The 18,040-nt window shown below is 60.8% G+C and carries 14 protein-coding genes; 9 read left to right on the forward strand and 5 right to left on the reverse strand.

Annotated features, from left to right (window positions below; all coding sequences use genetic code 11):
* Positions 1 to 56: 56 nt before the first annotated feature.
* From I8E17_RS22625 to I8E17_RS22645, 5 genes are all read right to left on the reverse strand, one after another.
* On the reverse strand, positions 57 to 2,399 hold the full coding sequence (locus tag I8E17_RS22625) for a heavy metal translocating P-type ATPase (protein WP_069614456.1): 2,343 nt from the start codon (positions 2,397 to 2,399) through the stop codon (positions 57 to 59).
* Between the two features lie 176 nt (positions 2,400 to 2,575).
* Complete coding sequence (locus I8E17_RS22630; protein WP_069614455.1) at positions 2,576 to 3,556, reverse strand: zinc-binding dehydrogenase; 981 nt, start codon at positions 3,554 to 3,556, stop codon at positions 2,576 to 2,578.
* A 41-nt stretch (positions 3,557 to 3,597) separates the two neighbouring features.
* Positions 3,598 to 4,200, reverse strand: coding sequence for a TetR/AcrR family transcriptional regulator (locus tag I8E17_RS22635; protein WP_069614454.1), 603 nt, complete (start codon positions 4,198 to 4,200; stop codon positions 3,598 to 3,600).
* Positions 4,201 to 4,256: 56 nt separating this feature from the next.
* Positions 4,257 to 5,513, reverse strand: coding sequence for an arsenic transporter (locus tag I8E17_RS22640; RefSeq protein ID WP_069614453.1), 1,257 nt, complete (start codon positions 5,511 to 5,513; stop codon positions 4,257 to 4,259).
* Between the two features lie 117 nt (positions 5,514 to 5,630).
* Entirely contained in the window at positions 5,631 to 6,071 is a 441-nt protein-coding gene (locus I8E17_RS22645) for a universal stress protein (RefSeq protein ID WP_069614731.1), read from the reverse strand.
* A gap of 825 nt (positions 6,072 to 6,896) precedes the next feature.
* Between I8E17_RS22645 and cydD the strand changes: the two genes are divergently transcribed.
* From cydD to I8E17_RS22690, 9 genes are all read left to right on the forward strand, one after another.
* A complete protein-coding gene (gene cydD, locus I8E17_RS22650) occupies positions 6,897 to 8,546 on the forward strand; it encodes a thiol reductant ABC exporter subunit CydD (protein WP_229002186.1) in 1,650 nt (549 codons plus the stop codon).
* On the forward strand, positions 8,543 to 10,234 hold the full coding sequence (gene cydC / locus I8E17_RS22655; protein WP_219511608.1) for a thiol reductant ABC exporter subunit CydC: 1,692 nt from the start codon (positions 8,543 to 8,545) through the stop codon (positions 10,232 to 10,234). Before cydD ends, cydC begins: the two co-directional genes overlap by 4 nt.
* Positions 10,235 to 10,313: 79 nt before the next feature.
* Positions 10,314 to 11,909, forward strand: a complete 1,596-nt coding sequence (locus tag I8E17_RS22660; protein WP_112759676.1) for a cytochrome ubiquinol oxidase subunit I — start codon at positions 10,314 to 10,316, stop codon at positions 11,907 to 11,909.
* Between the two features lie 6 nt (positions 11,910 to 11,915).
* Positions 11,916 to 13,070: a cytochrome d ubiquinol oxidase subunit II gene (gene cydB, locus I8E17_RS22665; protein ID WP_069615719.1), complete on the forward strand. Its 1,155-nt coding sequence runs from the start codon at positions 11,916 to 11,918 to the stop codon at positions 13,068 to 13,070.
* 18 nt (positions 13,071 to 13,088) lie between these two features.
* Positions 13,089 to 13,232: a cytochrome bd-I oxidase subunit CydX gene (gene cydX / locus I8E17_RS22670; RefSeq protein WP_219511606.1), complete on the forward strand. Its 144-nt coding sequence runs from the start codon at positions 13,089 to 13,091 to the stop codon at positions 13,230 to 13,232.
* A gap of 313 nt (positions 13,233 to 13,545) precedes the next feature.
* Positions 13,546 to 14,949: a PLP-dependent aminotransferase family protein gene (locus tag I8E17_RS22675; RefSeq protein WP_069615452.1), complete on the forward strand. Its 1,404-nt coding sequence runs from the start codon at positions 13,546 to 13,548 to the stop codon at positions 14,947 to 14,949.
* A 197-nt stretch (positions 14,950 to 15,146) separates the two neighbouring features.
* Positions 15,147 to 15,551: a DUF983 domain-containing protein gene (locus I8E17_RS22680; protein ID WP_069615453.1), complete on the forward strand. Its 405-nt coding sequence runs from the start codon at positions 15,147 to 15,149 to the stop codon at positions 15,549 to 15,551.
* Positions 15,552 to 15,688: 137 nt separating this feature from the next.
* Positions 15,689 to 16,399: a FadR/GntR family transcriptional regulator gene (locus tag I8E17_RS22685; RefSeq protein ID WP_069615454.1), complete on the forward strand. Its 711-nt coding sequence runs from the start codon at positions 15,689 to 15,691 to the stop codon at positions 16,397 to 16,399.
* Positions 16,400 to 16,454: 55 nt separating this feature from the next.
* A complete protein-coding gene (locus tag I8E17_RS22690; protein ID WP_229002188.1) occupies positions 16,455 to 18,020 on the forward strand; it encodes an ABC transporter substrate-binding protein in 1,566 nt (521 codons plus the stop codon).
* Positions 18,021 to 18,040: the final 20 nt, after the last annotated feature.

Raw genomic sequence — 18,040 nt, forward strand, 5'->3', positions numbered from 1 at the left:
GCGCTTGAACGACAACAGGAAAAGGCGCCGACCTGTCGATCGGCGCCCATAGATGCCTAGGCGGCTACCCGGCGAGGCCGAAGCGCGAGCAAGCGCAGCGCATTCATGGTCACCAGTACGGTTGCGCCGGTATCGGCGAGGATCGCCGGCCAAAGTCCGGTGATGCCGACGATCGTGGTGACCAGGAACACACCCTTGAGGCCGAGTGCGATGGTGATGTTCTGGCCGATATTGCTCATCGTCCGTTTGGAAAGATCGATCATCTCGATGACATCTCCGACGCGGCCATGCAGCACGGCGGCATCCGCGGTTTCCAGCGCAACGTCGGTGCCGCCACCCATGGCGATCCCGACATCGGCTGCTGCGAGTGCAGGCGCGTCGTTGATGCCGTCGCCAACCTTGGCGACGTGAAAGCCTTGCCGCTTCAGATCGCCGACGATCCGCTGCTTGTCTTCGGGCAGCAATTGCGCGCGAACCTCTATGCCGAGCGTCTTGCCGATCGCCTCAGCCGTGCGCTGATTGTCGCCCGTCAGCATGATCGTCTTGATGCCCGCATCGGCAAGAGCCTTAAGGCCTGCGGCCGTATCGGCTCGCGGTTCGTCGCGCATGGCGAGCAGGCCGGCTGCCGCACCCTCGGCAACGATGATGGAAACCGTCTTTCCTTCATCGTTGAGTGCGGCGATCCGGGCAGACTGCTCCGAGGTCAATGAAGCGCGGTCGGCGGCGGCCTGCGGCGATCCGAGGAAAACATTCACACCATCGACCGTGCCGCTGACGCCCTTGCCGCCGATCGCCTTGGCGTCGATGACCTGAGGGATATCCGTTCCGGCTTCAGCCGCGCGGTCGAGGATGGCGCGGGCGAGCGGGTGGCTGGAGCCGGTTTCGAGCGCGGCTGCCAGCCGCAGCACGTCCGTATCGCTCATGCCGAGGCCGACGATATCGGTGACCTTGGGTTTGCCTTCAGTCAGCGTGCCGGTCTTATCGAAGGCAATAGCGGTGACCTTGCCGATGTTCTCAAGTACGGCGCCACCCTTCAGCAACAGGCCGCGGCGAGCGCCTGAAGACAGTGACGCCGCGATTGCCGCAGGCGTCGAGATGACGAGGGCGCAGGGGCAACCGATCAGCAGGATCGCCAGACCCTTATAGACCCACTCGCTCCAGCTGCTGCCCAGGAATAAAGGTGGAATGATGGCGACGAGCGCGCCGACAACGACGACACCCGGCGTGTAGTAGCGGGAGAAGCGATCGATGAAACGCTCCGTCGGAGCCTTCGATTCCTGTGCTTCCTCGACCAGCTTGACGACGCGGGCGATGGTGTTGTCGGATGCTGCCGCAGTTACGCGGACGCGCAGGGCGGCATCACCGTTGACCGTGCCGGCAAAGACGGTTGCATCCACCCCCTTGCGCACCGGCGTGCTTTCGCCTGTGACCGGCGCCTCATCAATAGCGCTTTCGCCGGAGAGGATCACGCCGTCGGCTGGTATGCGGTCGCCCGGACGAATCAGGATGATGGCGCCGACAGCAAGGCTTTCGGCTTGCACTTCGCGGGCCTTGCCATTCTCTTCAAGGAGAGCGGTCTTGGGCACCAGATCCGTCAGGGACTGAATGCTGGCGCGCGCCTTGCTGGCAGCGACACCTTCCAGCAATTCACCGATCAGGAAGAGGAAGACGACGGCAGCGGCTTCTTCGCTGGCACCGATGATGACGGCGCCAACGGCCGCGATCGTCATCAGCATCTCGATCGAGAACGGTGTTCCCATCTTTGCGGCCATGAAGGCGCGCCGGGCGATCGGCACTAAGCCGACCAGCATGGCGGCAGTGAAGATCCACATGTCCCATGCCGGTATCAGCTTGCCGATACCCCAGGCGGCGGCGAGCGCCACGCCGCTTGCGATCGTCAGGCGACCCTTGGCGGATTTCCACCATGGTCCCGTGGTCGATCCATGATCGTGACCGTGAAGACCGGCGACCGAGGCATCATGCTCATCCGAAGCGTGGCTGTGAGCGGCATGATCATGTCGATGTCCGGCGGCGCCATGATCATGTTTGCCGTGATCGTGGTCATCATCATGCCCCGCATGGTCGTGGCGATCGGACTTGTGCGTATGATGATCGTGCCCGCAGCCGCAGGCATGGTCGATCTCTTCGACCTTTGGTGCGGCGGCATTGCCTTGCGGCAGCGGGAAAACTTTATAGCCCAGACCCGTGACCCGCTTCGCGATGTTGGGCAGCAAGTCCGGATCGCTCTGATGCTTGACCGTCATGGTGCCTGCGGTGACCGAGACGGAAACATCCTCGACACCTTGCAGCCGGCGAACGGCCGTGTCGATTTTCGCAGCGCATGAAGCGCAATCCATACCCTCTACGCGATAGCGGCTGTGTTGTGTTGTCGACGTCATGTTTCGGTTCCAGATTTTCTACTGGAACCATCGGTACATCCTCTAGCAACTAGAGGGACAAGAGCAATTCTGCGAATTTTTGCGCAATCATTCGCAGGCGCTGCAATCGGTCTAGTCATATACCGTAAAGCCGCCAGCTCCCTGCGGCGGCTGCTTACGGCATGGCACAGGGAGACCTATAGTAGTTTCAGCAGGACCTTGCCGGTCTTGCCGGGCGCCAGCGAGGATTTTACAGCTTCCGCGATCTCCGCAATGTCATAGGCGGCTTCCACCGGCAGCTTGACCTCGCCTGAGGCGACGCGCGTGATCAATTCGCTGATCAGCCTCCGCCGCTCTTCCGCCGGCATGGCGGCGCTGACCTTGATGCCCCAGAAGCCCTTGATCGTGAGCTGTTTGAAGATGACGGCCCTCGAGGCGATCTGCATCGGCTTGCCGGCCGCAGTACCGAAGGAAACCAACAGGCCGTTTTCGCCCAGCAGGTCTGCCAGGTCGTTGCTTGCAACACCACCGACGGAATCGACTGCGGCGCGGATCGGTGCATCGCCGACCATGGCGCGCACCGTCGCCTTCCAATCTGGTGCGGCGGTCGAGACGGCATTGCCGATGCCGAATGCAGATAGCTCATCGATACCGCCGTCGCGGCGAACGAGATTGATCATGTGTATGCCACGGCTGTGTGCCAGCATGGCCAGGGTCTTGCCGACAGCACCATTCGCAGCATTCTGGATGATCCAGTCGCCGCGCTCGACATTGAGGGATTCCAGAAGCGAAATGGCGCTGAACGGCATGGCGATCAGCTGTGCTGCGGCTTCGTCGGAGATTACGTCCGGTACCGGAACGAGGCTTGCCGCCGGCGCCGTGAATTGCTCTGCCCAGGTGCCATGGACGCCGGCTGCAACGACCCGTTTGCCGATCAGTGTCTTGTCGACACCTGCTCCCACGGCATCGACGAAGCCAACCGCTTCGCTGCCGCCGATGGCAGGCAAAACCGGCTTGTAGCCATAGGCGCCGCGCACGGTCCAGAGGTCGTGATTGTGGATGGGGGAGAGAATGGTGCGAATGCGCACGTCTCCTGCGGCGGGCTCCGGCATGGGCATGTCGGCCAGATAAAGGACCGCAGCCGGATCGCCGAAGACATCGTGGATGGCACTGCGCATTGTATTTTCCTTGCGTGTTGACATGCTGGTCCTGCTTTGGATCAAAGGCTGCCGGGGGCCGAAAGGGCTTGTTCGGTGGCAAGCATGGCCTGGTCGAGCGGTGTCCTGTCTTTTCCGAGCTTGGCCAGGATCGCTGCCCCGAGCCAAAGGCTATAGAGCGAACGAGCCGTCTTTTCCGGGATGCAGGATGGTGAAATCGAACCGTCCTCGCGCCCCTCGGTGATTGTTTTGGTGAGGCGGCGAATGAGATCCTCGACACCGCCGAGCAGGATCACGCGCATACTGTCTGAAAGATCGGAGATTTCGGCAGCAAGCTTTACCACCAGGCACCGATCGGCGAGGCTGGCTGTATTGCCATCGGAAAGCCATGCATCCCAATAATGCATCAGGCGCTGGCGGCCATTGCCCTTCCAGCCGAAGAGCGCGTCGAGCCGTTCGGCATAATCGGAGCAATATTGCTTCAGCAGGGCGCAGCCGAAGGCCTCCTTGGATGCGAAATAATAATAGAACGAGCCTTTCGGCACGGCGCTCTGTTCGAGCAACTCCTTCAGGCCTACGCCTCCGAAACCCTTGCGCAGCACCAGTTCCCGCCCGATTGCGAGAATATGGCTCCGAGTCAGCTCTGATTTCTTCTTCGTCATCATGAGCGGTCCGTAACAAATAATCGACCGGTCGTCTATAAACCCGATGTTGTTCGCGGTCAGATCAGTGCGAGGGCCGCAAGCGAGAGGATCAAAGCCGGAAACATCACGAGAGCGCCGATCCTCAGGAAAGCCAGTGCTCCCATGTGGAGCCCTTCGCGGCGAAGAGCGGCAAGCCAGAGAATGGTGGCGAGCGACCCGGTGACGGAGAGGTTGGGCCCGAGATCGACGCCGATCAGCACCGCGCCGGCAATGGAATCAGGAACATGGGCGGCCTGCACGGCGCTGCCGGCGAAAAGACCGGCCGGCAGATTGTTGACCAGGTTGGAGACGATGGCAACGGAAAGCCCGGCAGCCCCGACCGCCTGTGTCTGCGACTGAGCCGCCAGAAGTGCCAGCTTTTCAGAGAGAAGAGCGGTGAGGCCCGTGTGATTAACTGCCTCGACGATCACGAAAAGGCCCGCAACCAGAGGTATCACGCTCCAGCTTATGCCACGAACCGTTTCCAGCGGATTTTGCCGGGTGAGGGCGAGAACGATGACGGTCGTAAGCAGGCCCGCGACAAATGTCGGGATGCCGAGATCGAAATTCATCGCCGACGCCGCGATCAGAATGAGGGCGGTGACCACGAGACCCCATCCTGCCAGCTTGGCGCTGTGGGAAAGGGCGGGTTGTCCGACATCGCGGGCGATCGTGTCTTCCGCCAATGCATGTCGCTGCGTCCAATAGAGACAGGCGAAGGTGACGATGATCGAGATGATTGATGGCAGCAGGAAAGTCTGCATCCAGCGCGACAGGGGTGGCATCTCGCCGCCGGCGAAGATGACCAGATTGGCCGGATTGGAGATCGGCAGCACGAAGCTCGCGGCATTGGCGATGAAGGCGCAGACCAGCAGATATGGCATGGGGTCCTTCACCCGCGCCGCACGGCAGGCTGCGTAAACGGCCGGCGTAAGCACAACGGCGGTTGCGTCATTCGACAGGAATACCGTCACGACCACGCCGACGACATAGACGAGCACGAACAGCCGGCGGGGAGAGCCCTTGGCATGCGAAGTGGCGATCGCCGCCACCCAATCGAAGAGCCCTTCGCGCCGTGCGAGCTCCGACAACAGCATCATGCCGATCAGGAAGAGATAGACATCAAACCCTTTGGAAATGCCTGTCCATACATCGCTTGGGCCGATGAGCCGCAGTGTAACGAGAAGTGCTGCGCCGAGCACCGCCCAGATCGCTTCCGGCCATCGGAATGGGCGTGTGACAACACCGAGGGCCGTCAGGCCGGCGATGCTCCAGGTTATGGCGGATTCGGTCATTCAGCTCGTCTTGGATTTGAGGTCGGAGCGGCTATGTAGCATCCCTGCCGGGCTGCGCAAACCGTAACCACGCCAATTTCGATAGAATCCGGCATGACGGACTGCTCTGAGAGAGCGCTATGCCTTCCTTGCTATATCGTCATGTGATTTGTCAGCTCGCTCGACAAGGACGGAACATTCCGCATGGCGGATGACATATTCGACAGTTGAACCGAATATGCGATCGATAATATCGGAGGTATGCGTTGCAAGAATGATCAGGTCGGCCTTCTTCTCCTTGGCGACGGTCAGCAGCGTCTTCGATGCCGTGCCCATGCGTACGTCGACGGAGGCGGTGATGCCGAGACGCCTGCACAGAGCATCGAGCTTTTCCTCAGCCTCCGTGATCACCGAAACAGCCCAATCGTCCGGGCTTTCGCTTCCGGAGGGAAAACGCTCGATAACATGCGCGACGGTCAATTCGCCGCCTGGGGATAAAAGTGCTTGAGACGTCCGCAACAGGCGTTCGGCGCGCTCGCGCGAGCCCAGCCCAATTGCGCAAATGATCTTGTCATACATTCCATTCTCCCAAAACGTCTCGGCCCGAAGCAGTTCTTCGGTCTCGCTTGCAATCTTTCCGGTTAAACTTGCCCGGACAAGCAAACGCGTACCCAGCACATCGATAATGACAGCATCCGTCAAGTCTCGTTGCCAGCATGATGCAAACCATACATATCTGCGGGCCTTCGGCCGATGACTGCTCATCTCGGAGTCGGCGCGGTCTTTTCGATCGGGTGATTCGCCAGCCTGGCGTGAAGTTTAGCGCAATAGAGGTCAAATGGTCGCGGTTTTCATCTCCGATCGCATAGCGAGCGGCCGTGGATTCGCGCTTCCCGAAATAGACGTCAGAATCGGGAAAATTGGCGCGGTGCAAACAGTTTAGCCGCCTGACGATGGAGTGCTACTATCGCTACAACCTAGAAATATCATGGGCTTCTGCGTCAATCTGACATGGCTGTGGCGAAGCCCTGCGACATCCTGCACGCTTTTGCGCAGTGCACAAACTGCCTTAGAACCATGTCGCGAACAGCTTGCTATGAGATCAACCCATCGGCGAGACGGGTGCTGCTATTCTTGTCGCTGACAAGAGGCAGAAAGCCGGTCATATTGGGCCTCCGATATCGTCGATTGCGGCAAGTGCGTTCTGGGTTCGACGAAAGATTGATGGTCTGCAATGCAGTTCATTCGATCTTTATTGGTCCGCGAACCCTCCTTGATGACACTGACTGGAAAGGACGGGCTCACGTGACAGCCTCCTCCGCCACCGATGGAATGTTGGAAAGACGCAAGGTTGCGAACCCTGCGTCGCAGAGTTCGATTAACGACAAGGCGGCGAGAGAGCCGATGGCCGCAAAGTGTCCTGGCCTCCGCCTTGCATCGGCGCTGCTCTGCCTGTCTTCTCTCGGATGGATCGGTCAGGCGGCGATGCTTGCTGTAGGTGTCGGTGCGATCAGCGATGGTGGCGGTGTCGGCGAGGTCGCGGTTCCGGCCGCCGTAGTTGCGGGTATCGGCGTCCTGCGGGCATTCCTGGATGCGGCGGGCGGGCGCCTCGCATTTGTCGCTGCGCGCCGGGAACTGAGCGCGCAGCGTGCGGCCGCAACTGCAGCTCTTGCGGCATGTTCCCCCCTCGACAGCGGCAGGCCGGCCTCCGGTTTGGCGGCAAGTGTGCTGGGTGAGCAGGCGGAAGCGGTCGTTCCTTATCTCGCGCGCTTCCGTCCGGCCCGCATGAGAGCGAGCCTTGTGCCGCTGGTCATGCTCCTCTGTATCCTGCCGATTTCCTGGCTGGCGGCGCTGATCCTCACGCTTTGCGCGCCGCTCATTCCGATTTTCATGGCGTTGATCGGCTGGCGCGCCAAGGTCGCCAGCGAGAGGCAGCTCGCCGAAACCGGCGGCATCAATGCCTTCCTGCTCGATCGTCTTCGCGGCCTCGCGACCATTCGCGCGCTCGATGCCGTCGACCTCACGGCCGGGCGCCTGCGCGCCGATGCGGACTCGTTGCGGCTGCGTACCATGGCTGTGTTGAGGATCGCATTTCTGTCTTCGGCGGTGCTCGAATTCTTCGCCGCGCTCGGTGTTGCTGCGACGGCCGTTTATGTCGGCTTCAGCCTCTTGGGCTCGATTGAAATCGGGATCTGGGATGGGCGTCTCACATTGACACAGGGCCTCTTCATTCTGCTGCTCGCGCCTGCTTTCTTCGAGCCGTTGCGGGAGCTCTCAGCCGTTTGGCACGATCGCGCCACTGGCGAGGCAGCACTTTCGGCATTGAAAGAGCTGGCACCATCGCGCCAAACCATTCTCGGCGGCGCCGAATTGCAATCGTCCACGCCGACAAGCCAAGCCTCCGTCGAGATCGAAGCGCTGGTCTTCCGCCATACGCCGGGACGAGACGCGGCAATCGATCATTTCGATCTCTCCATCGGGGCCGGGGAGCATGTGGCGCTCTGGGGTGCCAGCGGCTCGGGCAAGACCGCACTTCTGTCGCTGATTGCTGGCCTTGCGCGACACGAGGGCGGCATCATCAGGATCGGCGGCATCCCGCTACGTGACGATACCGCGGATGCATTGCGGCATCGAATGGCGTGGATCGGGCAATCGCCTCATATCTTTGCGGGCAGCGTCATGCGTAATATTGCCGTGGGGCGCGGTGGTATCGATGCTTCCGCCGTTGCTTCGGCTCTGGAAAGTGCGGCTCTCGATCGGGTCTTTACCTCGGAGCGGATAGCTGCGGTCGGCGAGGGAGGGCTCGGTCTTTCCGGCGGCGAGGCGCTGAGGCTGATGCTTGCGCGGATGATAGTTGATGAGCGAGCCGATATCATCCTGGCGGACGAGCCGACCGCCCATCTTGACGCGCGGACTGCGGCCACAGTCACGGATACCCTGCTCGCGCTCGCCAAGAGCCGTATCCTGATCGTCGCCACGCACGATCCCGTGCTTGCCGCGCGAATGGATCGCATCGTCCGGCTCGATGAGCGGGTACGAAGGGTAACGGCATGAGGACGTCCCTCAAGATCCTCCTGCCGTTGGTCAAGCTGTTCTGGGTCGAGCGTGGCGTGCGCCTCGCTCTCGGCGCCGGCTTGTCCGTACTGGCCATGCTTGCCGGCGGTGGGTTGCTGGGGTTGTCCGGCTGGTTCATCACCGCCTCGGCCTTTGCCGGGATGACGGTCGCGAGTGCCGCGGTTTTCGACGTGTTTATGCCGTCGGCCGGCATACGCCTGCTCGCCATCGGCCGGACGGCTGCCCGATATGGCGAGCGGCTTGTCACGCATGATGCGACCCTCAGGGTTCTTGCCGCCTTGCGCGAGAGGTTGTTTCGCGGCTGGGCGGAGCCTTCCGCGGCCGCGGTCATGATCCGCCGGCCGGCAAAGCTGCTGTTCCGCCTGACGAATGATGTCGATGCGCTCGATTCCCTCTATCTACGCATGCTTGTGCCGGCCGTTGTCGCCATTCTTGCCGCTATTGCGGTAACGATAGCGCTCTGTTTCATCGATCCATCGTTCGGCGCCATGGCGGGCCTTTGGCTTGCCGCGCTCTGTCTTGGTCTTTCTATTGTCGCGGCGCGTCTGGCGCTGAAGCCAGGGCGTCGCCGCGCCCACGCGATGGAAGCGTTGCGTGCCCGGGTTGTCGATCTTGTCGCCGGTCAGACCGATCTGGCAATGGCTGGACAGCTGCAGGCACAACAGGCGGCGATCGTCGAAGCGGATCAGCGATTGGCGAAGGCTGACAGCGCCTTGAATAGGATCGACAGTGGCGTCGCAGCCGGCTTTTCACTTGGCTCGACATTCCTGTTGACGATGACGCTGCTTGTGGTTGCCTTCTTTGCCAAGCAGGGCGCGATTGGTGCGCCTGCCGCAGCCTTCGCGCTGCTCATCGCCTTTGCTGCCACGGAACCTTTTGCGGCTCTTAGACGAGGGGCGCTCGAACTCGGACGAACCCTGCTGGCTGCAAGGCGCATTGCACCTCGATTGAGTTCGGCCGCCGCTTCCATGCCGCGGGTTGAACCGGTTGCCGGCTACGCCTTTCAGCTCGGCGCCGCCGGCGCCGGACATGAGGGAGCTCTCCGCCCGGTCCTGAACGATCTGTCTCTGTCGCTGCCGGTCGGCGAGCGGCTGGCGGTCGTGGGTGAAAGCGGCGTCGGCAAGTCGACACTGCTGGCCCTGCTGGCAGGCGAGATCGCCGCGACGAGCGGCACGGTGGCTCGTCAAGCTGCTGCGACGCTAACGCAGCGCAGCGACGTATTCCGAGACACGGTGCGAGACAACCTGAAGCTGGCAGCGCCTCACGCGGATGACGACCGGCTGCGCGATGCTCTCGCAACGGCTGGCTTGCTCGACGACATCGACGCACTCCCTCATGGCCTTTCCACTCGCCTCGGCGAAGGCGGCAGCGGCCTCTCCGGCGGCCAGCTTCGCCGGCTGGCGCTCGCAAGGCTCCTGTTGCGCGATACGCCGCTCTGGCTTCTCGATGAGCCGACGGAAGGCCTGGACCGCGAAACCGGACGTGATGTCATGCACCGCATCGCCGACCGCAGCCGCGGCCGTTCACTGATGATCGCCACGCATATTCGCCGTGAAGCCGAGATCGCCGACCGGATCGTCGCTCTGGACGACGGCCGCATCGTCGCCATGGCTGTGGCCGGCACACCGGAATTCGAAATGCTTCTCGATCGGCTGCGGCCGGATTGAGGGGCAATCAACATGCCCGCGACGCGTCGAATGGCGTCGCATTCCTGTCAGACACACCGTAGGGGGTGGGAGAAAGACTATGGAACTCGATATCGTGGCGCTGTCGCGCCTGCAGTTTGCCATGACGGCGCTGTATCACTTTCTGTTCGTGCCGCTGACGCTCGGCCTTTCCGTGCTGCTTGCCATCATGGAGACGACCTATGTCATGACCGGCCGCCAGATCTGGCGGCAAATGACGAAGTTCTGGGGGACGCTCTTCGGCATCAACTTCGTGCTCGGCGTTGCAACCGGCATCGTGATGGAATTCCAGTTCGGCATGAACTGGAGCTACTACAGCTATTATGTCGGCGATATTTTCGGCGCGCCGCTGGCGATCGAAGGGTTGATGGCCTTCTTCCTGGAGGCGACTTTCGTCGGTCTGTTCTTTTTTGGCTGGGACAAGCTGTCGAAGGTTGGCCACCTGGTCGCCACCTGGGCGGTGGCGCTGGGATCGAACTTCTCGGCGCTGTGGATCCTGATTGCCAATGGCTGGATGCAGAACCCGGCAGGCTCGGCGCTCAACCCGCAGACCATGCGCATGGAGATCGTCAGTTTCTTCGATGTCGTCTTCAATCCGGTGGCGCAGGCGAAGTTCGTTCACACCGTCTCGGCCGGCTATGTCTGCGCCTCGGTCTTCGTGCTTGGTGTCTCGGCCTGGTATCTCCTGAAGGGCCGCAGCGTCGAGCTTGCGAAGCGTTCGATGACGGTTGCCGCATCCTTCGGCCTGGCTTCGGCGCTTTCGGTCGTCGTGCTTGGCGATGAAAGCGGCTATCTGACGACCGAACATCAGAAGATGAAGCTCGCGGCAATCGAAGCCATGTGGGAGACCGAACCGGCGCCGGCCGCCTTCACCGCCTTCGGCTTCCCGGATCAGGAGGCCCGCGAGACCCATTATGCCATTCACATTCCCTGGGCCATGGGCCTGATCGGGACGCGGTCGCTGACGACGGAAATCCCTGGCATCGACAAGCTCGAGGAACAGGCCAAGGACCATATTCGCGAGGGTATCAAGGCTTATGACGCGCTGATGAAGATCCGCGCAGCCAAGCCGGCAACGCCCGGCGAAGTCCCGCAGGATGTTGCCACTGCGCGCACCTCCTTCGAGGATATCGGCCACGAGCTCGGTTATGCACTGCTGCTCAAGCGCTATGTCGACGATCCCCGCCAGGCGACGGAAGAGCAGATCGCGCAAGCTGCCCGCGACACCATTCCGAATGTGCCGACGCTCTTCTGGTCATTCCGCATCATGGTCGGCCTTGGGATGTTCTTCATCCTGCTGACGACGGTCTTCTTCTGGCTCTCGGCTCGGCGGAAACTGGATCGCTATCCGCTGTTGCTGAGGATCGCGGTCTTCGCCATTCCGCTGCCCTGGGTCGCCATCGAACTTGGCTGGGTCGTTGCGGAATTCGGCCGTCAGCCATGGATCATCGAAGGCGTGCTGCCAACGGCTGCGGCCGTCTCCAATCTTGGCGCCGGCACGGTGCTTCTCACCATCCTCGGCTTTGCCGCGCTCTACACCGTCCTCATCGTCATCGAGATGACGCTGATGATCAAGGCGATCCGCAATGGCCCCGAAGCGGACGACGAGCCGGAGGCCAAGCTGATTTCCGAAAACCTCGTTACCGCTGCGGAGTGACCTGCCATGATCCTGCATGAATTGATCGATTATGAGACCCTGCGCATCATCTGGTGGCTGCTTCTCGGCGTGCTTTTGATCGGTTTTGCCGTCACCGACGGCTTCGACCTCGGCGTCGGCACGCTCCTTCCCTTCGTCGCAAAGACGGATACGGAGCGGCGCATCGCCATCAATTCGATCGGCGCGACCTGGGAGGGAAATCAGGTCTGGCTGATCCTCGGCGGCGGCGCCATCTTCGCCGCCTGGCCGCCGCTTTACGCCGTGTCCTTCTCCGGCTTCTATCTCGCCATGTTCGCCATCCTGTTGGCGCTGATCCTGCGGCCGGTTGCGTTCAAATACCGCTCGAAGCGCAATGGCGCCGGCTGGAAGGCGGGTTGGGACTGGGCCTTGTTCGTTGGCGGTTTCGTTCCATCGCTGATCTTCGGCGTGGCGGTCGGTAACGTGCTCCAGGGCGTGCCGTTCCGGTTCGACGGCGATATGCGCATCTTCTACGAAGGCTCCTTCTTCGCGCTTCTGAATCCATATGCACTCCTCTGTGGTCTGCTGTCGGTTGCCATGCTTGTCATGCACGGAGCCGCCTGGCTTCTCGTGAAGACAGATGGAGTTGTCGCCGAACGCGCGCGTCGCTTCGGCATGGTGGCGGCTCTGGTCGTGATCGTGCTCTTCGCGCTCGGCGGCCTGTTCCTTTGGATCGGCATAGACGGCTATCGCATCGCCAGCGCAATCGATGTCGAAGGCCCGTCCAATCCGCTTCTGAAGACGGTCGAACACAGCGCGGGCGCATGGTTTGCCAATTATGGCAGCCATCCATGGATGACGATCGCGCCGGTTCTCGGATTCCTGGGCGCGGCGGCTGCCTTGCTTGCCATGCTCGGGCGGCGTGAAGTGACCGTGCTGCTGTTCAGCAAGCTTGCCATCTTCGGCATCATCTCGACGGTCGGACTGTCGATGTTTCCCTTCATCTTGCCGTCCTCGCTTGATCCGCGCTCCAGCCTCACGGTCTGGGACGCTTCGTCCAGTCATCTGACGCTCTTCATCATGCTCGTCGTCGCCGTCATCTTTCTGCCGATCGTGCTTGCCTACACCGCATGGGTCTATCGCGTGCTGTGGGGCAAGGTTGACGAGGCGACGGTCAACGACAAGGGCGGCCACGCCTACTGATCTGAAAGGAGATTTCGCATGTGGTACTTTGCCTGGCTTCTCGGCTTCCCTCTCGCCGCAGCATTCGCTGTCCTCAACGCCATGTGGTACGAAATCGTGGATGATCAAGCGAAAGCGAAAGCCGCGTTCACTCAGGAAAATGAGCGAGCGTCCCATCCTTGATGGAACTTTGCCATATGATCGGCACGCCGGACCAAAACCGGCGTGCCGCGCTCGCAAGAGCGAATGGCGATAACCGGAATATAGGTTCCGGGATTTATGACTGCCGAGTTGGTCAAACAGCTTTATCATGCCGTCAATTACGGGAGCATCGGCTGGTTCAAGGCATTCATGGCTCCAAAATATTGGGATATTTGGTTTTCTTAGAGATGAAAAACGGGCTGGATAGCTCCACATAGCGGGAATTGTATGCAATGATATGCCATCAATGCCGGCCGGAGTTTCAGCTCAGGTCCGGTCTCGTGCGGAGCATGAAATGAAAGACTGGCATCCCGATCTCAGCCGCTCCTCCAGCCCCCGCTACATTGCCATAGCCGAGTTGATCGAGATGGATTTGCGCAGCGGCGTTCTTGCCGCCGGGGACAGGTTGCCGCCGCAACGTGCGCTTGCCAAGCGTCTCAGCATCGATTTTACGACCGTTGCGCGCGGCTATGTCGAGGCGCAGAAGCGTGGGCTTGTGGATTCCCATGTCGGACGCGGGACGTTCGTAACCGGCAGGCAGGAGAGGGAGCGCCGAAGTTTTGCTCTCGACGCCGATTCCGATCCGCGTCGTGCCTCCGCGATCGACTTTTCGATGAATCTCCCGCCGGAACCGAGCGATCCCGATCTTCTGGCCCGCATGCGGGAGGGCATGTCGGCCGTAGCGGTCGATCTTATTCCCTTGCTGCGGTATCAGGGATTTGGCGGACTGGCTGTGGACAAGGAGGCCGCCGCAATCTGGCTCAGCCGCCGGGGCCTTACCCCGACACAGGAGCGCATCTTCATAACACCCGGCGCGCACCCAGCCTTGCTGGCGATCTTTGGCCTCTTGGCCAAGCCAGGCGAAACCGTTCTTTCGGAAAATATCACCTATCCCGGCATGCGTTCGATTGCGGCGCAGCTCCGGCTCAATCTCTCGGGCCTGGCGATGGATGACGAAGGTGTGTTGCCGGAAGCTTTTGAAGAAAGCTGCGAGCGCCTGCGACCGAAGGCGCTTTACCTCAACCCGACACTGCAAAATCCGACGACGCTGACGATTCCGCAGGCGCGGCGCGAAGCGATTGCCGCGATTGCCCGCAAATATCGTGTCCCGATCATCGAGGACGATGCCTATGGCTTCATTCCGCTGGGTGCGCCAGCGCCAATGGCTGCAATCGCCCCGGATCTGACCTGGCATGTCGGTGGATTGGCGAAGTGCATCGGTGCGGGATTGCGTCTGGCCTTCGTCGTGGCGCCGGATACCCGGTCGATATGGCCCTTCGTGAGTGCGATGCGAAGCAACAATGTCATGGCGTCGCCGCTGAACATGGCGCTTGCGACGCGCTGGATCGAAGACGGCACTGCCGATGGTATTCTGCGTTTCATTCGCACGGAGGCCGCCGCCCGCCAGGAGATGGTTGCTGACATATTGCCATCAGGCAGCTATCGGGCTGACCCCATCAGCTTTAACATCTGGCTGCCGCTCGGTAACGGCTGGACGCGTGCCACCTTCGGCAGCCATATGCGCAATGCGGGTATCGGCGTTGTCGCAAGCGACGCATTCACGGTAGACGGCGTGGCACCTGAGGCCGTGCGCGTTTGTCTCGGTGGCCCAATAGGCCGCGAGGCCTTGAAGGGTGCCTTAAGTTTCATGGCGCATGCGCTACAGGGACCGCCGGAATTGGCCGCCTCCTTCTTCTAGCCTTCTGGCGCGATATCGCTATTGAAGGGAGCGGCGCAGGCTCCTTACCGCGTCTATTCTCTTCATTTTCCGAAATTGCCACTGCGTCATTCTGCCGAATGGACGTAGAGAATGCATTCATTATATTTACAATGAATGCATGCAATCTAATTATTGATTGCTTTGCCTTGGAAAATTGATTCAGGAGTGATGCTGTCATGGATGCCGATTATCCCCCGCTGAGCCCACTGCAGGCCGGCCTTCGTTGTCGTTGCCCGCGTTGCGGGCAGGGGCGTTTGTTCGATGGATTCTTGACCCTTCGCAAGCAATGCGAAGCGTGTGGTCTCGACTATTCCTTCGCGGATCCCGCCGATGGGCCGGCTTTCTTTGTCATCTGCTTTGCCTGCATCCCGAGCGTCCTTCTCGGTGTCTGGCTGGAGGTGGCGTTCTCGGCGCCGGTGTGGGTGCAGTTCCTGGTGACTGGCCCCTTCATGCTGGCGACTTGCATTCCGCCATTGCGACCGTTGAAGGGATGGCTGGTGGCGAGCCAATACTTCTACAAGGCCGAGGAAGGCAAGCTCGCGCGCCTGCCGCCGACGGATGCGCCTCGCGTCACAAATTGATATCTGCTGCCGAAGGGCGAAGCAAAGGCTGGCCGATCCGGTGGCTATGAGAGGATCATCCGAGATCTGCCTATCCTCTTGACGGATATCCTACAAGTCAATAACTTGCGCGCCATGTCCCGAGGAGCTTGGGTGTCATGGTGGGAAAAGTCATTCAGCCTTTGACGCGCGCACCGTTGCTGCATGTCTCCGTGCAGGAGAGTTTGCGCAGCTATATTGCCGATAACGGTCTCGAGGCGGGCACGATGCTGCCCGCGGAGGGGGAGCTCGCGGCGCAATTGGGTGTCAGCCGCAATTCTCTGCGCGAAGGCATCAAGGCACTGGAATCTCTCGGTGTATTGGAGACGCGCCGTGGCATCGGCATATTCGTCAAGGCATTCTCCTTCGCGCCGCTGCTCGACAATCTCGCCTACGGGCTCGGCGATGCGCTGCGGCACATGGAGGAAGTGCTGGAAATCCGCCGCACCCTCGAAGTGGGCCTGATCGGCAAGACGCTCGACATGATCGGGCCGGAGGATCTGGCGGAACTGCGTGCCACTACCGACCGTATGCGCGCTCACGCCGAACGCGGCGAACCTTTTGCCGAAGACGATCAGCTCTTTCATCGCCTGCTGTTTCGCTGCCAGGGCAACGAGACCTTCGTTCGGCTGATCGATGTCTTCTGGCTCGCCTTCTACAAGGCGTCACGCTTCTTCGATCTGGACGATGTCGATCCCATGGCCACCTGGCGTGACCATGAGGCAATCGTCGATGCGCTGGAATCCAGAAATCTCAAGGAGGTGCGCATGCGCCTCGACCGTCATTACGAGGGAATTTCGCAGGTGATCGCCAACAACAAGAAGAAGTAGCGATCGCAACCATGGGAGGAGGATCATCATGAGGAAAGTTTTTCATCTGCCGGCAATGACGTTGGCAGCTTTGCTGTCGGCCGCTGCGATGCCCGTCTTGGGTGGCCTGGCCGCACCTGCCGCCGCCGCGACCATGTCCGGGGGCTTCGATGTCGGCCCAGGCGGCTTCCAGGGCAACTTCAATCCGCTGGCGGCAACCGCCGGTCTCACCTGGCTCAGCACCTACTTTGAGCCGCTGGTCAGCTACGATGAAAAGCTGCAGAAGATCGTCGGTGTGCTTGCGTCCTCTTATGAGGTGAGCCCGGATCAGTTGACCTATACGTTCAAGCTTGCCGATGCCAAGTGGCATGACGGCAAGCCTTTTACGGCCAAGGACGCCAAATTCACCATCGATCTTGCGGCCAATGCCAAGACCGGCTCGATCTTTGCCGCCCGTTTTAAACTCCTGTCATCCGTCGAGACGCCTGACGATCATACCCTCGTTATCAAACTTTCCGCACCCTCCGCGAGCCTGCTCGATACGCTGGCCAAGATCATGGTGCTGCCTGAGCATGCGCTTGCCGCCGTGCCCGTCGATCAGCTTGCGAAGAGCACTTGGTGGTCGACCTCGCCGATTGGGACGGGGCCGTTCAAATTCATCAAATATGTGCAGGATCAATATGTCGAACTCGCCGCCAATCCCGACTATCGCGGCGGCAAGCCCGTTCTCGATCGGCTGATCAACCGCTATTTCGCTAATCCGGCTGCGGCGATCTCGGCGCTGCGGGCAGGCGAGATTCAGTTTACCTATGTCGATTCCAACGATGTGCCGACCTTCAAGGACGACAAGTCCTTCAAGATCATCGAGGGCGATTCCTTCGTCGTCAATTATCTTGGTTTCAACCAGGATTCGCCACTGTGGAAGGATCTTCGCGTCCGGCAGGCCGTCATGTACGCCATTAATCGCGATGCGATCATCAAAAGTCTCTATGGCGGCGCGGCAAAGCCCGCCAATTGCGCTTATGTCGCCAATCAGCTGGTTCCGGGCGGCATCGAAGCCTATCCCTATGATCCGGCCAAGGCCAAACAATTGCTCGACGAGGCCGGCTGGGACAAGATCAATGGCAGCAAGCCGATAACCTTGCTGACCTATTACAACACGCCGCTTGCGACGAACGTATTGGCGGCCGTGCAGGCCATGCTGGCGCAGGTCGGCATCAATGTCGTGCCGCGCGCCGTCGATGCGCCGACCTATAATGGAATCGTGCTGAACCCAAATGCCGACGTATCGCAATTCCAGCTCGTCTATGCCGGCCTTCAGAACGGACCCGATCCAAGCAACATCAACACCGGGCTCAACGAAAAGCAGATCCCGCCGGCGGGCGCCAATGTGGTGCGCGCACGCATGCCCGATCTGACCAAGGCGCTCGATGCGGCGATTGCCGAAACGGACGCCGGCAAGCGTGATCAGCGCTACCAGGATGTCTGCAAGGTCATGAACAAGGATCTGCCCTGGGCAACCATGTGGGTGGCGAACCGCTATGGCGTGGTTTCGTCCAAGGTGAAGGATTTCATCTGGACGCCGGCGCCCGGCGGCGGGCCATACATCGCGCATCCCGAAGCGTGGAAGCTCTCAAACTAGGTTTTGAGCCGGCTGCAGGC

The sequence above is a fragment of the Rhizobium sp. AB2/73 genome, assembly GCF_020871915.1.
GTDB classification, from domain to species: Bacteria; Pseudomonadota; Alphaproteobacteria; order Rhizobiales; family Rhizobiaceae; genus Rhizobium; species Rhizobium dioscoreae.